Raw genomic sequence first — 18,034 nt, 5'->3', positions numbered from 1 at the left:
GCAAAAGTGAGGTGAACCATCATGCTCAGTCGAAACGTCTATCCACAGACACGGCCTGGAAAATGGTCGGTCCTCTTGTTACTTGCGGTGTTCTTGCTCTTACTCCTGTCTGCCCTCATCGTCCAATCCGCTCAACCGTTCAACTTCGACACGTTATTCGACAACACGTGGGCGGCTATCGTATCGATGTTGGCCATCGCCGCCGCACTCGGTGCGTTCGTCGTGGGGGTGTATACGATCTTACGCAATCACGAACGTTCGGTCGCCGTTTTCTTTACCGTCTCGCTCGGCGGGCTTGTCGCTTTGTTCGTGCTCATGCAACTGTTCCTCTAACTGACAAATGCACCTTTCCGTTAGGAATAGGTGCGTTTTCGTCATAGAAGTTCTTTGGCGAGCAACCGATAGACGTTCAAGCGGCTCTCTTGTGTATGCTGGATGCTGCAAATCATCGCCTCTTCAAATCCATACTGGATTGATTCTTCCTGAAGTTGCGTCGCAATCTGCTTCGGCGTGCCGACGAGATGAATATTGCGGTTGTTCGCAATATGAATGCGATCAATCTCTGTGAGCGGATAGTCGCGCGCCGCTTCCGGCGTCATTAGCTGACGAATTTGCCCTTTCATCAAGAATAAGCGCGACAAATCAGATGGGCCAGCCAAGTACTCAGCTTCTTCTTCCGTTTCGGCAGTCGTGACGAGATAGGTGACACTAATTTCGGGCTTTTCCATAAAAGCAGACGGCGTGAAGTGATGGCGATACGCATCGAGCGCATCCGTGCTCAATTGCCCATTAAAAAATTGCGCGAACGAATAGCCGAGTCCCATTCTTCCCGCTTGGACCGCACTATTTCCACTCGACCCAAGCAACCACGCCTCTGGCAACGTCACACTCGCTGGAGCGGCCGGCGTATTCTTATACCATCGCTCCTCTGGCACCTCATCATTGATGAGTTGAAGCGTCGTTCCGAGCTTCTCATAAAGACCGTCCATCATCGGTTTTTGCCCTTGCGACATCGCATAAATCGCATTAGCGTCCCCGCCCGGTGCTCGCCCGACTCCAAAGTCGATGCGTCCCGGCGCGAGCGCGCTGAGCGTCTTGAACACCTCGGCCATCTTGAGGGGAGAGTAATGCATCATCATAACACCACCCGACCCGAGTCGAATCCGTTCCGTTTTGGCGGCGATATAAGCCGTGATCACTTCGGGAGCCGAACTGGCGAACGACATGCCCCCGTGATGTTCGGCCATCCACATCCGATAATAACCTAACTCTTCTGCTACCTGGGCAAGTTCGACCGCACTTTGTAGCGCATGTTCCGACGTATGACCGGATGTCACCGGTGCTTGATCCAGTACACTTAATTTCATCTCTATCGCTCCGTTCCTAAAATATATATGGTGAATATCTCGATTTTGTAAGACTCGCCGTCATCATACTAAAGTCAAACAGAGAATACGAATACTTCGCTCGTAAGTCGCACGTTCTTTCCAGAAAATGAAAACGGATGATTGCTTGCCTAGCGACTACTTCTCTATAATGAACGAGAAGAAGCAATTCTTTCAAAGCCATTCACACACCGTATGTTGGGGACATACTTGTGAGGCACCGATTACTATTTCGGGGAAAAGGGGTAAATTGAATGAATCACACACCAAACCGGCCCGGTCATGACGGGCCCACATTCACGTCAGCAGATTACATGAAATTCATCATTCCATCACTCATCGGGATTCTATTCTTCATCGTCCCAATTCCGGATGGGGACGGGTACACCATCCCGGTCGCTTTTTTATCAAACTGGTTGATTGGCTTGATCGGTGACATCGTTCCAACGCTCGCCGTCATCATGATGGGCATCTCGGTCGTCGGTTCATTCATCACGTACGCGGTCAAACCGGCGTTCATTTTAGAGCGTCCGCACATGAACACGTTATTCAACGTCACACCGTTCTGGTTTGTGATGCGCGTCATCGGTTTCATCGCCGGTGTCATGACGCTACTCGTCATCGGTCCCGAGGCGATCACGTCCGAGTTCACGGGCGGACTGTTGTTATATGATTTAATCCCGATTTTGTTCGCGACGTTCTTGTTCGCCGGAATCTTATTGCCGCTCCTGTTGAACTTCGGATTGCTCGAGTTCGTCGGCACGATGCTCATTAAAGTGATGCGTCCGTTATTCCGTCTACCGGGTCGGGCCTCGCTCGACGCGCTCGCATCTTGGGTCGGGGACGCCACCATCGGGATTTTATTGACGACGAGACAATATGAAGAAGGCTACTATACGAAACGGGAAGCCTCAATTATCGCCACGACGTTCTCGGTCGTCTCGATCACGTTCACGATTGTCATCTTGTCGTATATGAAGCTCGACGCATACTTCCCGCAGTATTATGGAACCATCATCCTATCCGGGATCGTCGCCGCGCTCATCATGCCACGCATCTATCCGTTGTCACGCAAGCCCGATACGGCATATGAAAAGACCGAGTTGAAACCGGAAGAACCAGTGCCGGCGAACGTCCCGATGCGTGTCTGGGCACTGCGTCAAGCGTTGCTCAAATCAAAATCGAGTAAAGGCGCCGGCGCCACGTTCAAAGACGGGTTCCAAAACGTGCTCGACATGTGGCTCGGTATTTTACCGGTCGTCATGGCCGTCGGAACGATTGCGCTCGTCATCGCCGAACATACGTCATTGTTCACGATTCTCGGCAAACCGTTCGAACCGATTCTCATGTTGCTCCAAGTTCCTGAAGCCGAAGCGGCTGCTCAGACGATGGTCGTCGGGTTCGCCGATATGTTCTTACCGGCTGTCCTCGGGAGCGGGATCGAAAGTGAGCTGACGCGGTTCGTCATCGCCACTGTATCGGTCACGCAGCTCATCTTCATGTCGGAAGTCGGGGGACTGCTGCTCGGATCGAAACTGCCGATTTCATTCTTTGACCTCGTCCTCATTTTCTTACTCCGGACGTTTATCACGTTACCTATCATCGTCGGGATCGCCCACTTGGTCTTTTGACGACACAACGCCTCTTCTCGTAGTTTCCTGAGAAGAGGCGTTGTTTGTATACTAAAGAAAAAGGAGGTGCGTCATGGAACATCATTACGCAGGTCAGCTCGAGGTCGCGAAAAAAGGCTATGCCGGGATCGTCGACCCTATGGCTTATGTGAACGACCGCTATCATGGCCATTGGACGATCAAAACCGAAAAGCGGATTGAAGGAGTTCCAGCGCTCCTGCAAAAAGCGTTCAACGGCGGCAAAAACAATTGTACGCTCACTTCGATGACGGCCGTCTTTCGTTATTACCGTGACCAAGGCTATGACCAAATCCCAGAGGACGTGTTCGAGATTCAACAGGATGCCCGCGAGATCGCCCTCGCCCATCAGTTCAAAGACGAGAAAGGTACACCCCCGACCCGCATCGCGACAATCGTCACGAAACTGTGGGCCCACTATGGCTATGACGGGCGCGGCAGCTCGCGGTATCTATGGAAATGGTCGACATTCAAGCGCGAACTCGCGGCCGACCGTCCCTTCATCTTGAATATGGCAAACGGGTTCTATAAAAATCACTCCGTGACCGGAATCGGGTACATCATCTTCCGCAAACCTGGCTTTCCCGACGTCATCTTGCTCGAGGTGCTTGATAATCGGGTACGTGACGTCCGTTATATCGACTTCAACGAGTTCAACTTTTGGGGCAGCATCACGCGCGTCCATCCGCCAAAGCTTGACATTCAGGCAAAATAACGACGAGCGCTCGTCTCGATGGCTGCCCCGATTCGAGTCAGATGGTCTCGCTTCGCGTACGAACCGTGATGGAGTCCGAATACGTCTCGACCGTTCCCGAGACCGACGAACACTTCGGACGGTTTGAAATGCAGTCCGACCATCGGGACACCGAGCGTCGTATGATAACCGAGCTCGAACCGGGCACTCGGATACGCCTCGATCCGTTCACTGTAAGTGAATCCTTCAAACGACGCGCAGTTGTCCCGCCCAAGGACAATTAGACGCGACGGGGTCACATAACGGATCGTCCGTTGCAGCAAATCAAGTGACGTCGGGTGCTCCATCCATTGTCGTCCCGTCCGCAACCGGCCCATCTGACGCCACGTCGCATATTTGAAGAAGTCGACATGGAGCGCGGACCCGTCGTAGAACGAGCGTCCCATGCCCTCAAGCAACGCTTCCAGTTTCGCCCCACCCCGCTTGCCGAACCAACTCGTCGTCGCCCGTCCGGCCTCAAAATAGGCCGCGGCGTGTTCAAGCGTCGCTTCTTGCGCCCTTTCGTCTTGAAGATAGGCATCGAGTGATTGGTCACGCCAATAAAACTTTTGCGACTCCCCACTTCTGACGCTACCGTCCCGTTCGAAAAACTCGCCGCGCGACGGGTTCGTCCCGATGGTGAGCCATTGTTCCTCCGTCGGTTGCCCGTACCATAGAACCGGGGACGCCCCATCAATCAGCTCTGCCTGAAACGACGACGTCATGAGTTCTTGTTGAAATCGTATCGCGTCTTGCAATAGCAAACGTGCCTGCTCCATCGTGCCACATCCTCTCTACTCGGTCGTTTCCCGCTTTCAGGCACCTCTAAAATGCGTTATAGTGAGAGGACGAAGCCAAAAAAGGACGTGGATCTATGCGTATCAACAAATTTATCAGTGAATCCGGCAAGGCGTCCCGCCGCCAAGCCGACCGCCTCATCGAAGAAGGACGGGTAACCATCAACGGGAAGAAAGCGAAAATCGGGGACCAAGTGAGCCCAGGAGACGAAGTGCTCGTCAACGGTTCGGTCGCCCGTGTCGCACGAAACAACGTCTATATCGCCGTCCATAAGCCGGTCGGCATCACGAGCACGACCGAGAAGAAGGTTAAAGGCAACTTGGTCGACCTCGTCAACCACCCGCTCCGCATCTTCAATATCGGTCGCCTCGATAAAGATTCAGAAGGACTCATCTTGATGACGAACGATGGCGATATCGTCAACGAGATCCTTCGCGCCGAGGGCGAGCACGAGAAAGAATACATCGTCTCGGTCGATAAGCCGATCACCCCGGAGTTCGTCGAACAGATGGAAGCCGGCGTGAAAATCCTCGGCCAGAAGACGTTGCCATGTAAAGTCCACCAACTGTCGAAGTTCGATTTCAACATCACGCTGACGCAAGGACTCAACCGCCAAATCCGTCGCATGTGTGAAGCGCTCGGCTACGAGGTGTACCGACTTCAACGCGTGCGTGTCATGAACATCACGCTCGGCAAGCTCCCGCCAGGACAATGGCGCGACCTATCGAAGAAAGAGCGCGAGCAGTTGTTCCGCGAATTGAATTACGAACCGAAAGAATGGTACTAACCAGCAGGGAACAGTTTATTTTTTTTTCGAATAAGGGTTATATAACATCACCTAATTGGTATATCAAAAGAAGAGGCTACAAACCTATGCCAAGGTTCGAACATCCAAAGTTGCCGATACGATATCGGGACACGTTCGATATCATCGAAAACATGTGACGAGCGTGATCGCACTTCGATGCCAAGTCTTTAAAGATGAAAAGAGCAAGAGACGTCAATCCGTTGGTGGACCGACGTCTCTTGCTCTTTTATTTTGTGTCGGTGACGATACAAACCCCTATACCGTTTCAGAGCCGTTCCTCATAAGCGTCCAACTTTCCTCTCATTTGCCCCATGAGTCGGACGAACTCCTCTTTTGTTTTCTCATCGAATCTCCCGACATGGTCCATGTCAATCGTCTCGAGCGCCTTAAAGGAGGTGTTCAACGCATCGAGCGGCTTCATCTTGGCACGGGAGATGGCCGTCTCCTCGGCCCGGCGGCTGACGATAGAGGCGGCCTCTCCCCTCGTGTCCTCGAGTTCTTTGATTACTTGACGATAGGAGTCTAGGTCGATACCATCTTTTTCTTGGAAGGTGTCATGGACGTCATCCACGATATCCTCGAACTCCTCCAAGAAATCCTCGCGATTTCCACCCTTCAAGATATCACTCCCGATTCTCCGGATGTATCGGGTCAGGTCCTTGTCCTTCGAGACACTGAGTGCCGCGAAGAGGGCATCCTTCACACGCATGTGCTCTTCCTCATCGTCCTCTTCTTTCTTGAGGATGCCGACCATCTCTTGGAGCGGGCCGTCCAGATCCATCTCCCGAGCAAGGTAGAACTTCCCGCTGGCGTTGATGAACTCGAGGTACTCGACCATAAGTTCTGCCTTATCAACCATCTTTCTGACCTCTGCCGGCTTCTTGTTCGTGTTCAGGGCATACTCTTGGACGGTGAAATATTTGTTGACGACGATGTCATTGTAGACGTCCACGAGGTTATCGATCGGGTTATAGTCGACCGGTCGCTCCTCGCCATGCTGAAGGTTGAGCTCGAGCCGTTTGATGTCGATGTCGGAGAGCCCTTCGGCCGGGTCCAAGATGATGGCCTCGAAGAAAACGTCCATGCCATGGTCCCTCTTCAGGTGGCGCAGGCAGGTGAATCGACGGTTCCCGTCCACGATTGTCCCGTTGTTCAGGACGACGCCGGCCACGCGTTGCCCGAAGTTCTTGATGTTGTTCTTCGTCTTCTCGAGCGCGGCCGTGTTTGATCGGACAATCATGTCCTCGACCTGTTCATTGTACTCCTCCTTGGTGAGGAGGCCGATATCCTTGCCGTCTGACTCGAGCCGGTTCATCCAGCTGATGATGCGTCCGTTGCGCTTGTTGTAGACGAGATGTTCGAGCGGAATCTGATAAACATCGAAGACGCGGGTCTCCCCTTTGAGGGTGAGTTTCCGTTTCTGTTCCGTCTTCGAGATGTCCTTTCCGATTCGCCCCCTCAAATTGACCTTGTCTGTACCTGGTTCTACCGTCATGTCGTATCCCTCCACTGTTTCTCAAGATTTGAATATACTGTCTAGGAACAGCTCCTTGTCTCTGTAAAGTTTGCCTGTGTCCGGGGAGAAGTACCCGCCTCTCCCACGGACGTTCGAGATGATGGCGTTCCTGTCGAACTCTAGATGATATGTCTGCAAGATTTCCTCGCGTATCGTGTCCGCATCCAGCCCGTCAGTCTCAGGCAGCAGGTCGAGCAAGAATCGGCCGAGCGTCCTCTTGTCTCGACCCATGTAGAAGATGTCCCCCTTACCCGTCCTGATGGCGCCGAGCCTCGTTTGCGTGTGAAGCAGTCCCTCGAAGAAGATGTCCTCTAGTCCGAGCTCGAGAATTGGGGAATCCAGAAGCACACGGATGGATGCGATGGTGAAGTAGCCCGTCCCTATCTCTTTGGCGGCGTCGACCATCTGTCTGATGAATCCCCTGACCATCCCCTTGTTGATACCGGCCTTACGCAGTCGTGCGATGTGGATATAGGTGTTGTCGTCGAATCGGAAGATATCGTGGCCGTCCTCCAGCCTCTTGATGACACGTTTGAACGGGGCCGTCTTGAAGGCAGGAGAATCAGGGACGCTGAAGAAGTCCTCACGGGTCAGGAGCTTCTGGAAATAAGCTTCCGCGCTGGGGTGCCCCGCTCGGAGGACAAGCCCCCCGCGATTCACGAATCCGACCTTTTCGAGTGCTCCGCTGTTCAGGTAACGGGAAGTGAAGTTCTCGATATGACTGAACGCCTGCTCCAACTCTTCATAGGTATAGATTTCTTTGGTGAGACGCCTTGAAAACCACGCCGCCTCCCTCTTCGTGAGCAAGGACATGCTGTGACCTATCGTCCCGTCGGGCGAGAGATAGTCCGGGAGTTCACGGCGGAGCACTTGTCTCACGGATTTGGGCGAGAGGCCGAAGCGGTGCTGGATGAGTGTGAGGAACGCTTCTATATCGATAGGAGCGTTCTGTCTGATCATCTTCTTCAGCCATTCCGCCTTCCCCCATCGTCCCGATTGCGATTTCTGGTTGACGCCCAGGGGTGACGTTTGTCATCTCGACATGCTTACGGATGATATAGTGCAGCTCCTCGTGATCCCTGCAGTCGAGCTCGTCCATCAAATCAGGCGAGAGGCCGAAGATATGTTCCGTGCTATAGAATCCCGGCTCGAGCCGAATCAGGCCGCGCAACCTCTGCAGGCGTCTCTGCGTCAGCACCGAGGTGTCATGGAATCGGAGACGTCTGCCAGCGGACGGTATGATGACGTCCGAGCGTGACCCGATGGCGGAGAGTGACCTGACGTCTGCCCGTAGCCTGTCGACGGTTATTACATCGAATTCTTCGAGGATGTACCGATCATAGATATCTTTCCACTCTTCGATAGGTCTCGCCGTGTCGTCGGCGTGTAGCCATAAGACATGCTCGAACACGCTCGTCTTCGTGGCGGGCGAGATGCTGCCGTCACGTCCGACGATGACGGAGAGATATGACCTGAACCTGTGACGTTGGGCATCGTCCAACCTGTTATAAAGGCCCATGACGTCATCGGTTCCCATACGAACCTTCGACGAGAGGAAGCGGTGTACCATGGGGGGTTCGGCGAACACCTCCACGAATATGTCCTCTGGTATGTCGAAACGCACGAATCGTTTGAGATATCTTTTTCCCTCCTTCACAGATGTAACGGGAATCGTGTCGAGGATTTCCCTCAACTGCCTCATGACGAACCTCGGCTTCAGTCCACGTAGACGCGCAATCTCATGGGGTGTGAGTCCCTGCTCCAACCTTTCCCTCAACAGGTCCATGTGCGGTAGTTCCGATGAAAGAATCGACTTGAGCATCCTCGTCCTCTTCTTAAAAAATCCGTCCTGCGTCGGGGACAGAATGGCAGAGCGTGACATCTCTTCAAGAAGTACCGAGACCTCAGGACCGCTCCTATCGATTTCGCTCATCACGTCTTCGGTCGAGAAGACGTCATCGAGTCTGTCGTATATGGTCTGATAAAAGGTATGGACAAGTCCTTTCCTGTCTATCTTTCGTGCTATGACCGTCGTGGCTCGTGTCTTATCCTCTATCTTATCTTCTGTCCTAGCATCATCTAACACGTTCTCGGATACGGAAATCGGGGCGGGCTTCCGTCCCTCGAAGGTGTCGTACGCCCTCATGACTCGCTCATACGCACCTGGTCTCCGTCCTCCACCTGTGGCAGCCTGAAATGATTCGAGGTCGAGTCCCTCGAGATCTTTATATGTCAGTCCCGCGTCCCTCATGAGCTCGATGTCAGAGACCAGTAGCCCTGTCTCTGGCAAGAGAAGATGATAAAGCGTCCTCGTCTTACACATGTCTTTGATCTCCTTATCGCCCATCACAGACTGAAGGACAATCAACGCGCGTCTCACAGTCGCCGGGACGCCCGGTAGCGACTTCCCTTTCTTCGACAGAAGGTCGTCGATGAATATACCTTTTTTCAGAAGGGACACGGCATCGGCAGGGGCGACCTCCACATCGAACCTCTCCAAAAGGTCGAGGATGCCGAATATGCCTTGTCCAGGGTCGAACGTGTCCGATTCGGCCACTCCTGTTTTCTTGTGGTCCACCATATGTCCGCCTCCTCCATCAAGGGTCGTGTGAGGATTGTCTTCATGGATTCTTATCTTATGTCCGAGAATCTGAGAACAGGTCTTTAAACTTAGAACACGACACCTTATTTCCCTATATTTTACTATTGTTTTCGCACGATTGACAGCCCTGCCCTGTCCTTTTTCCGGCATGGTCCGTCAAAAAATATGATGTTCGTAATTTCTTTTTTCAAGTACGGGCAAAGGGCCCCGCCGTCATGGCAGGGCCTTCTCCGCTTGATGGGGTCTCAATCGAACAGAGCCACAATCTCATCATAGTCCACGTTCGGGTCGGGGCGGAGGTCGCCGTTCTCGATGGCCTCCATCATCCGTTGCTCCTTCTCTTTCAATCGGATATATATCTTTTCATCCACCGTGTTCTGTCGATCGGGTTGGCCCTCGAGCATCATGTAATGATAGCGGGTATATTGCCCGTCCGGTAGACCTAGGCGATGTATGCGGTCCCTCGACTGGAGCATATGGGTCAGGTTAAACGAATATTCGAGGTAGACCGCGTCATGGCAGACATGGTGGAGGGAAACAGACTCGGCCAGGGTGTGCGGGTTCGTGACGATGACGTCGAACTCGCGGTTCTGGAACGCCTTGATGAGCCGCTCTCGCTCTTCCTGCGGGGTGCCTCCATATATGACGGCCGACTTTATCCCTCGTGACATGAGCTCCTCATGGACCCTGTCGATCGTATGCACGAACATGCACCAGACTACGGCAGTCTTGCCTTCCTCGTGTAGCGAGATGACGGTCTCGATGGCGCGTCGAAACTTCCGCGTCTCGCGGACTGACATGAGCAATCTCACGTCTTCGAGGTCTAACGTGACCTGGGAGGGCGCCCCTCCGTCAAGGATTGGGATGGAGTCATCGTCTTCGCCGAACATCTCGACGAGGTCGATGTTACGGAGGACGAGCTCGGGGCTCGAAGCCACCTGGATCAGTCGGATATACAGACTGAAAGGATTGCCGCGATATTTTTGATAGAGGAGGTCGATGATTCTTTGCTCCGTATCATCGGCGACAATCTTATACACGAGGTCGGCATCCGCATCGGGGACCCCGAGCTCCCTTTTGTTCGTCCGCCAGAAGAACGGTGCGAGCTTCCTGTTCACTTCCTGTATCTTTGTCTCGTTCGGTGCCTTCAGCTCATGTGGCTTGAAGTTGAAGAATGATTTATATTCCTCGCCATAGAGGATGTTCAAGAAGTTGTAGATGTCCGCGTATGAGTTGGGTATCGGTGTCCCAGTCAGGACGAACTTGTATCCGGCATACGGCGCAATCGACTTGGCGGCCTTCGCACGCACGCTGGTCAAGCCCTTGACCTTGTGTACCTCGTCGTAAACGAGCATGGTCTTCGAGTCTATCACATCCATGAGGACCCGCTCGTACTTGCCGAGTGACTCATAGTTAATCAAAATCAGGTCGTAGAGGTGCGCGTCGGTCTTCAAGGAGAGCAACGGGGCCACCGAGTCATGGATGTCGAGCACCCGCAGGTCCCGTTTCTCCCCGAAGTTGGCATTGAACTCGTCCTTCCACGAGATAAAGGTGTTCTTCGGCCCGATGACAACCAGCCGCTCCACCTTCTTCTGTTCCTCTGACGAGAGGAAGGCGTATGCCCCATAGACCATCGAGGTCTTCCCTGCCCCAGGGACAGAAAAGTTGGCGGCCTTCTTCATCTCTACCATATAGAAGGCGGAACGCATCTGCATCTCCCGCAGGCTTCGGACGAGCTCACGGTCCACCACTTCAGCGAACGCCTCGAACCTCATGCTCACCTTCTCGTCCAGAGACTTGAGCAGTCGGGCATACTCCGCCCGCTCCTCAATCATGTACTCCTGGTCCCCGAGATGTTGGCGCAACTGTTCGGTCACAACGAGCTCGAAGTCCCGGCGACCACCGAGCCGCTCGAGATGACGAATGACCGTCTTGATCTCGACGTAGGTCAGGTCGTCACGGAAGTGTGGATACCCCTCGTTTTTGCAGAACGGCACGAGTTTGCTCGTGAACGTGCGCTCGTTCGGCCGTATCTTTCCAGGTGCGACGCGATCATGGATCACGAGCACCCCCTTGTCGATTGTTAATACGAGCACGTCATCCAATAGCATCTCCTTGTCCAAGATGATTCTCCCCCTGTCGCGTCTCAAGATTTTTTTCAGTACCAGTTCCTCGAACGATTTGACCCTGACGCCATAAGCGCCCGATTTGTCCTCCCATAATGCGTCGAACTCATCGATCGCCTTGTCAATCTTTTGTCTGTCGAAGTCCGAGCAGAGCCAGGAAGCGGTGACGTCGAACGACTCATAGTTATGTTCGATGGCCGCTCTGGTCTCGTTGTTTGAACCCGTGAAATAGACGATGTTCCCTGCGGCGTCCTCGGCGAGCCCAAATTTAGAATGGAACAGTCCGGATTTGATGAACCCGACCCGTATATCCGCGTACCCGTTCGCGATGAGATGGGCCAGGTTCGCGAAGTCCATTTCCTCCTGGAGCGACAGTCGTTCCTCAACCCGACCCAGCAGGTCCTGCTCCAGTGACTTCCTCAGCTGATATCCCTCGCTGATGTCGTAGAAATCGTCCTCTGATATCTCCTCGGAGATGATGAGACGCATGCGTCCACCGTTCTCGACCAGTCCCTGAATGCCCCTCGCATAGCGTGCGAGCGCCTTCCCGCTGAAGTATCCGCTCACACGGTCGTAAGAGACGGCCACCGAGAGGATGGGATTATAGAAATCACGCGCTATGTCCGTTTGGCTCGTGTAATACGAGGGATTTAGATTAAGGAGACGAAAGTCAGAATCATTTTTCATAGTTCATCAAAACCTCCTTCCGCTTGGTATAGACAGACGATAGATTTTTTTGGTCTATCTAATTTATAGCTGTCTGAAACTGATTAAGGTGGGAAAGACTTCTATCCATGACGCCTCCTTGTAAGCGTGTAATGACCATCTATTTGGTAATCGATTCACCCTGTATGGCTCCTCTAAACGTGTCCACTTTACCTCTTTGTTATTTTTTCGATTTTCTCTGAATTCTAAACTCTCTTTCCTAAAATTCATTGCTCGTACTTCAAACGTCACCTTTCAACTATTACATCACTACAATCGAACACCTTCTAGTTTCGACTATATCATGTCGTTTCAACGAAAGCCGTCAACTTTTCGTCAAAACGGGAATAGTCCTATACAGATGATTTTGTAATGAAAAGAGGTGAATCGTCATGAATGGCGCCTTGTTCCCACGCACCTCGGTCGGCAAGTGGTCGATTATCCTCATCGGCTTGTTCCTCGCCATGTACGTGCCGTTCCTCTTGCTCGATAACTTCGATACGACCTTCCACTCGACGCTTTGGAGCGACAACGCCGCGAACATGCTACGGCTCAGCTACATGACCACATTCTTCGTCCTTGGGCTCGGAGCGTTCGTGACCGGATGGTGGGCCATCTTGAAACAAAAAGAGTACGCCGTGCTCGTCTTCTTCGCGGCCGTTCTCGGCTCCGGACTGTTCGTTTTATTGGTCATGGAGCTCCTCGGCATCCTCGAGTAGAAGGCAAAACAAGGAGTTCGCTGCGGCGAACTCCTTGTTTCATATGTCCTTATTTGACGACGACGTGTTTCATCTGACTCGCGCGACCTTTCGCGTCCTCGATGTGGATCGAGAGGCGCTCCCCTTTTTTAAGAGTGCGTGTCTTCGTGACGAACGTTCCCGTGAGGCCGGTCGTCCCTTTCCCGATGACGCGGCGCTTCGCGTCTCGGACGATGACCGTCATTCCCACATCCGCGCGACCCGATACTTGCTTCGCGTTCGCACGTGGTGTCGAGACGATCGGTTGTTTCGTACGGGCACCTTTCACAACGAGGAGGCGTTCGCTCGAGGCGAGCTTCCCGTTGCTATAGACGACCCGGAGAATCGTGCCTTCTTTTTGGGCCCCGATGTTCAACGCGACACGAGCTTGTTTCGATGTTCCGGTCGCGAGACGTTTCTCGCCGTTATACACCGTCACTGTCGTCCCGCTCTGCACGCTAGCAGCAAACACCGTCGAATTGTCACGGACGACGCCTGGTTTGGCGTAGAGACGTAGCATCGAAGCTGCATGGTGCACGTTGACCTTGCCATAGCCGCTGATGTAGTCATAGTTGAACGGAAGTTCTTCTTCCGAGTCTTCCATGAAATAATCGAGGCCGTCTTCATAGCTCATTCCACCTGTCGCATCCCCGCCAGAGAAAGCAAGCGGCTCTGCCGTACGATGGAGCAACTGACGAATCTCTTCGACTTTGAGTGCCGGACGTGTCGATAGCAGTAATCCAACGACAGCCGAGACGTGTGGCGTCGCCATACTCGTTCCGTCCATATAGACGACGTTACCGTTCGGGACGAGGCTCGCGACTTTCGTGCCCGGTGCCACGACATCGACCCCATAGCCATAGTTCGAGTAATCCGAGACGATGCCGAACGTGTTCGTCGCACCGACCGAAATCGTATACTTCGATGAAGCTGGGTACGACAGGCTTGAATCGCCATCATTCCCCGTTGCCGCCACGACGACGACACCGCGGTCATAGGCGTACTTCAACATGTAGCCGATCGTCCGGCTCTCGCTGCCGCCAAGGCTCATGTTGATGACTTTCGCACCGGCATCGACAGCATATTTGATTCCGAGCGCGATTTGTTCCGTATCCCCAGAACCGCTCGCGTCGAGCACTTTGACCGGGAGAATCGAAACAGCAGGCATCATCCCGCGCATCGATGTCCCGTTATTTTGAATCGCACCGATGACGCCGGCCACGTGTGTCCCGTGTCCGTGATCGTCAAGCGCGCTGCCTTCCCCGTTCGGGTCGACAAAGTTCTTCTCGTTGGCGATGTCGACCCGTCCTTTGAAATCAAGGAGGCGATAATCGACACCCGTATCGAGGACGGCGACTTTCACCGAACGGACAGGTAATTTGAGGGCCTCATACGCATCGAGTCCGATTCCAGCTTCCTGGAACGGCTGCAACACCGATTTCGAGTTGAGTGACCATTGGTAGTCGTAACTCGTGTCGGCCATGAACGCTTGATACGTCTGGACTGGCTCGATGAACTCGACGTTCGTGTCACGCTCGAGCGTCGTCTTGGCCGTCGCCTGCGTTTTCGTGCTCGCCGACTCGACATCGACGACCGCGAAGTGGTCACCTGGGCGACCGAGATCGATCTGTTCTGCCGAGACGTTCGACAATGCGTTCATCTTCCCGATCGACTTGCTCGGTGACGACTTGTATTTGACGATATAACGCGGCGCATCATCGACTTCAATCGATACTCCGAATTTGACCATCACATCTTGAAGCGGTGTCCCGGCAAGTGTACCTGTGCCGAGTGTGGCTGCTACTTTGTTTACTTCTGCCTGTAACGCGGTCGGGACGTTTGTCGTCACGAAGGCCTGCAAACTCTTGATGGCGGCCTCATCCGCTTTCGTGAGCGTGTACGCCTTGCGGTCGACGAGCGCGTTCATGAGTGGCTGCAGCGCCTTCAAATCATTGTACGCTTGTTGACGTTTGGCTCCGTCTTTCACAATCGCTTTGATCAAGTACGGAGACGTGCGATAGTACAAGGCGGCCAAATCGTTCCCGGCCTCAGACTGCGACAACACTTCCGTCTGAATGCGACGGATGAGCTTCAACATCGAGTCGCGCTCCGGTGTCGGATTCAGAATCGACTCGACGGCACACATGCCGGCCTCAGTCTCGATGTTCTCATATTTGACCGGCAATTTGACCGGGTTGTAGACGAGCTTGATGTCAGACGCAGCGGCCTCCTCCGCGTCTTCTGTCATTGGAAGGTACTCCACTTTGATGTAGTACGGGCCTTCCCATGCATACGGGAGACGAAGCGTCGCCGCCTGTTGTTCTTCCTCTTGTGTCGCGCTCGAACGATATTGCTCGAACGTCTCATCTTTCGCTGCCATGTCGGCGCTCGGATAGACCGAGATGTTTGCGAGTTTTGTTGACTCGAACTGGATTTCCATATGTGTCATCGATGACGGGGCACCCCGCTCCATCTTGAACCAATATGTATTCGTTGCGTCCGTCCCGGTCTCAAACGCGACCTCCACTCACGGGCTGAGCGTCTTCGCATCTTGCATGCCCGCTCCTGCATCCGCGCTCACGTAGGGCGGGATCAAGGCCAAGACGAGCATGAGCACCGTGACGAATGATAATACTTGTTTCCATGTTGCTTTCATCTGTTTTCCTCATTTCTACATGTCCATAGCTACGACCGACGGATCTGTCAATTCATGTATACGAGATAATGGCTTGAAGGTTCCAACAATTAACTCCAAAAAATCACTTCATTTCATTATTTTAGGAAACGCTCAATTTGTCTATCTCTAATATGGTTTTTCGAAAAATAATATGAAAAAGGTCAGAGGAATTTCCTCTGACCTGAACAAATGATTTTTCTTATTTGGCCGTGACACCCCCGTCGACGGGTAGTTCGATTCCGGTGATGTGGTTCGCCTCGTCCGATGCAAGGAACAAGACAGCCGCAGCCACTTCCCCCGCCTGACCGAGATTCGGCAAAGCGATTTGATTCAGGAAATGCTGTTTATAGTCCGGGTGCTCCATGTGCGGCGCGCTCATCGGCGTCACGATATAGCCCGGATGGACCGAGTTGACGCGAATATTGTGCTTCCCGTAATCGACGGCCGCAGCCTTCGTAAGTGAGCGAACGGCCCCTTTTGAAGCCGTATAGGCACCTGCCCCGGCCATACCGGTGAGCGCCGAGATTGACGAGATGTTGACGATTGAACCGCCGCCATTTTGCTCCATGAGCGGGATGGCATACTGCGTCCCGAGCATGACGCCATCGATATTGATTCGATACGTCCGTGACCAGTCGTCCTCGGTCTGTTCCAAGAACGGTTTTGCAAGCGCGATGCCCGCATTGTTGACGAGAATATCGAGCTTCCCGCACACCGATTGCACTTCATCATAAATTCTTTCCCAATCACTGCGCGAAGTGACGTCGTGCTGAAGCGCGAGCGCCTCTCCTCCGTTCGCCCGGATCGTTTCGACGACACGTGTCACCGCGTCAACATTGATGTCTGTCGCGACGACGGTCGCTCCTTCGCGTGCGAACAGTCTGGCCGTCTCCTCACCCATACCACTGCCTGCCCCCGTAATGACCGCTACTTTCCCCGTTAACCGCATGATTCCAGCTCCAGTCTTAAATTATGATAGTCTAACTATCACAATAGTAGTCGATGCACATTCGATTCTCAACGAAACTGCTTCAAAGCGTTATAATGACAAGAGAACAAAGAGGTGATGATATGAGTAAACGTCAACAAAACAAAGAAGAACGGTTAAATCGGATCATCAGTCAGGCTGAAATCCTGTTTCTAAAAGACGGGTTCGAGCGCGTCCAAATGCAGGACATCGCTGACGCCGCCGAAATCGGGGTCGCGACACTGTTTCGCTATTTCCCGAAAAAAGATCAATTGATTGTCGCCGCGGCTGTCCGTAACTTGGCACCGACGCTCGACGCGTTCAAGGAATTGACGAGCCGGACGGGAGATGCGTACTCGCGACTCGAGGCGATCATTGACTACTTGCTCGACCAACAAATGAAACGGACGAGTCACTCTCGCTTCCGTGAGGCGTTCGAGAGTTATGCCTCGTTCGTCGTAAGTCCCCTTCCCGGAATCGATAACTACATCGGACTACAGCGCGAGATCATGGAGACGCTCGAACCGCTCATTGAGCATGGGAAGACGGACGGCTCGCTTCGAGGCGACATCGATGTGAAAACGACCGTCGTCACCATCATCAACGCGTTCGGGACGTTCGGCAACAATATCATTTTGAAGTCTCACATCAGTTATTTAGAGGACGATATCGAACCGCACATCCAACAACGGGTGTTGCGAGAGATGCTCTTGTCGTATGTGCGCTCATAACAAAAGCCCCTTCGCGTGAAGGGGCTTTATTCGTGCAGTTCGAGCGGCAGACCGTCCGGGTCGAAGAAGAACGTCATCTTCTCGCCCGTGAACGTGTCATGCCGAATCGGTTCCGTCGTGACACCGTGCGTATTCAGTTCAGCGACGACCGACTCGATGTCGTCGACTTTAAAGGCGAGATGACGGAGCCCACACGCCTCCGGGAAGCTCGGCCGTTTCGGACTGTCCGGTTTGATGAACAGCTCGAGCTCGTACGCGCCGAGCCGCAGGTCGATCTTGTGATCGCCCTTGTCCGGACGATGATGCTCGCGGATGACGTCGAAACCGAGGATATCGATGTAGAACCGTTTCGCCTCGTCATAATTTGAGGCGATAATCGCCACGTGATGGATGGTATGTAGTTGCATCATAATCCCCCATATACAAAAAAATGAGCACCTCTCACTAGAGGTGCTCTCGAAAAGTCTACCGCGTCGAACCACGCTCCACAACGTGCTCCCGAAGGAATGTCCGCCGTCTTACATAGACCAGCTCATCGCATGTACTCAACTATAGGTGAATCTGAGCCCCGCGTCAACGTTTTGTTTGAATCGGGTTGAC

16 protein-coding genes are annotated in these 18,034 nt (G+C 53.3%); 6 read left to right on the top strand and 10 right to left on the bottom strand.

The features are described 5' to 3' along the window. The first annotated feature begins 21 nt into the window (after positions 1-21). Positions 22-333 carry a hypothetical protein gene (locus tag KNP02_RS08660; protein ID WP_214708289.1) on the top strand — a complete coding sequence of 104 codons (312 nt, stop codon included), beginning with the start codon at positions 22-24 and terminating at the stop codon, positions 331-333. Positions 334-374: 41 nt separating this feature from the next. On the opposite strand, the gene KNP02_RS08655 is transcribed toward KNP02_RS08660, so the two are convergent. Beyond that, positions 375-1,367: an MsnO8 family LLM class oxidoreductase gene (locus KNP02_RS08655; protein ID WP_214708288.1), complete on the bottom strand. Its 993-nt coding sequence runs from the start codon at positions 1,365-1,367 to the stop codon at positions 375-377. A gap of 272 nt (positions 1,368-1,639) precedes the next feature. On the opposite strand from KNP02_RS08655, the gene KNP02_RS08650 reads away from it, so the two are divergent. Continuing rightward, positions 1,640-3,016 (top strand): YjiH family protein, encoded by a 1,377-nt coding sequence (locus tag KNP02_RS08650; protein WP_214708286.1) that lies wholly within the window; start codon positions 1,640-1,642, stop codon positions 3,014-3,016. Between the two features lie 73 nt (positions 3,017-3,089). Continuing rightward, positions 3,090-3,749, top strand: coding sequence for a C39 family peptidase (locus KNP02_RS08645; protein WP_214708284.1), 660 nt, complete (start codon positions 3,090-3,092; stop codon positions 3,747-3,749). Here KNP02_RS08645 and KNP02_RS08640 read toward each other — a convergent pair. Beyond that, complete coding sequence (locus KNP02_RS08640) at positions 3,737-4,546, bottom strand: hypothetical protein (RefSeq protein WP_214708282.1); 810 nt, start codon at positions 4,544-4,546, stop codon at positions 3,737-3,739. The two genes, KNP02_RS08645 and KNP02_RS08640, sit on opposite strands and share 13 nt — an antisense overlap. A gap of 95 nt (positions 4,547-4,641) precedes the next feature. On the opposite strand from KNP02_RS08640, the gene rluF reads away from it, so the two are divergent. Continuing rightward, complete coding sequence (rluF, locus tag KNP02_RS08635; protein ID WP_214708280.1) at positions 4,642-5,352, top strand: 23S rRNA pseudouridine(2604) synthase RluF; 711 nt, start codon at positions 4,642-4,644, stop codon at positions 5,350-5,352. A gap of 286 nt (positions 5,353-5,638) precedes the next feature. Here rluF and KNP02_RS08630 read toward each other — a convergent pair whose 3' ends face one another. The 4 genes from KNP02_RS08630 to KNP02_RS08615 form a co-directional block, all read right to left on the bottom strand. After that, positions 5,639-6,868, bottom strand: a complete 1,230-nt coding sequence (locus tag KNP02_RS08630) for a hypothetical protein (RefSeq protein ID WP_214708278.1) — start codon at positions 6,866-6,868, stop codon at positions 5,639-5,641. Positions 6,869-6,889: 21 nt separating this feature from the next. Then, complete coding sequence (locus KNP02_RS08625) at positions 6,890-7,849, bottom strand: hypothetical protein (protein WP_214751499.1); 960 nt, start codon at positions 7,847-7,849, stop codon at positions 6,890-6,892. Continuing rightward, positions 7,746-9,470 carry a hypothetical protein gene (locus tag KNP02_RS08620; RefSeq protein ID WP_214751496.1) on the bottom strand — a complete coding sequence of 575 codons (1,725 nt, stop codon included), beginning with the start codon at positions 9,468-9,470 and terminating at the stop codon, positions 7,746-7,748. The genes KNP02_RS08625 and KNP02_RS08620 overlap by 104 nt, the downstream gene beginning before the upstream one ends. 266 nt (positions 9,471-9,736) lie before the next feature. Continuing rightward, on the bottom strand, positions 9,737-11,974 hold the full coding sequence (locus tag KNP02_RS08615) for an SNF2-related protein (RefSeq protein ID WP_483297729.1): 2,238 nt from the start codon (positions 11,972-11,974) through the stop codon (positions 9,737-9,739). Between the two features lie 740 nt (positions 11,975-12,714). Here KNP02_RS08615 and KNP02_RS08610 point away from each other — a divergent pair. Then, positions 12,715-13,041, top strand: a complete 327-nt coding sequence (locus KNP02_RS08610; protein ID WP_034780432.1) for a hypothetical protein — start codon at positions 12,715-12,717, stop codon at positions 13,039-13,041. Positions 13,042-13,090: 49 nt separating this feature from the next. Here KNP02_RS08610 and KNP02_RS15085 read toward each other — a convergent pair whose 3' ends face one another. The 3 genes from KNP02_RS15085 to KNP02_RS08600 all read right to left on the bottom strand — a co-directional run bounded on the left by KNP02_RS15085 (position 13,091) and on the right by KNP02_RS08600 (position 16,685). Next, positions 13,091-15,586: a S8 family peptidase gene (locus KNP02_RS15085; RefSeq protein WP_353047347.1), complete on the bottom strand. Its 2,496-nt coding sequence runs from the start codon at positions 15,584-15,586 to the stop codon at positions 13,091-13,093. Then, a complete protein-coding gene (locus KNP02_RS15005) occupies positions 15,587-15,715 on the bottom strand; it encodes a hypothetical protein (RefSeq protein WP_256441047.1) in 129 nt (42 codons plus the stop codon). Positions 15,716-15,935: 220 nt separating this feature from the next. Beyond that, the gene (locus KNP02_RS08600) at positions 15,936-16,685 is read right to left on the bottom strand and encodes an SDR family NAD(P)-dependent oxidoreductase (protein ID WP_214708272.1); all 750 of its coding nucleotides are present in this window, start codon (positions 16,683-16,685) and stop codon (positions 15,936-15,938) included. 122 nt (positions 16,686-16,807) lie between these two features. Between KNP02_RS08600 and KNP02_RS08595 the strand changes: the two genes are divergently transcribed. After that, complete coding sequence (locus tag KNP02_RS08595; RefSeq protein ID WP_214708270.1) at positions 16,808-17,434, top strand: TetR/AcrR family transcriptional regulator; 627 nt, start codon at positions 16,808-16,810, stop codon at positions 17,432-17,434. A 26-nt stretch (positions 17,435-17,460) separates the two neighbouring features. Here KNP02_RS08595 and gloA2 read toward each other — a convergent pair whose 3' ends face one another. Next, positions 17,461-17,841, bottom strand: a complete 381-nt coding sequence (gene gloA2, locus KNP02_RS08590; protein WP_214708268.1) for an SMU1112c/YaeR family gloxylase I-like metalloprotein — start codon at positions 17,839-17,841, stop codon at positions 17,461-17,463. Positions 17,842-18,034 lie beyond the last annotated feature (193 nt).

It is taken from the genome of Exiguobacterium sp. s40, from assembly GCF_018617905.1.
Lineage (GTDB): Bacteria > Bacillota > Bacilli > Exiguobacteriales > Exiguobacteriaceae > Exiguobacterium > Exiguobacterium mexicanum_A.
This window is presented reverse-complemented; position numbering and strand designations above follow the sequence as displayed.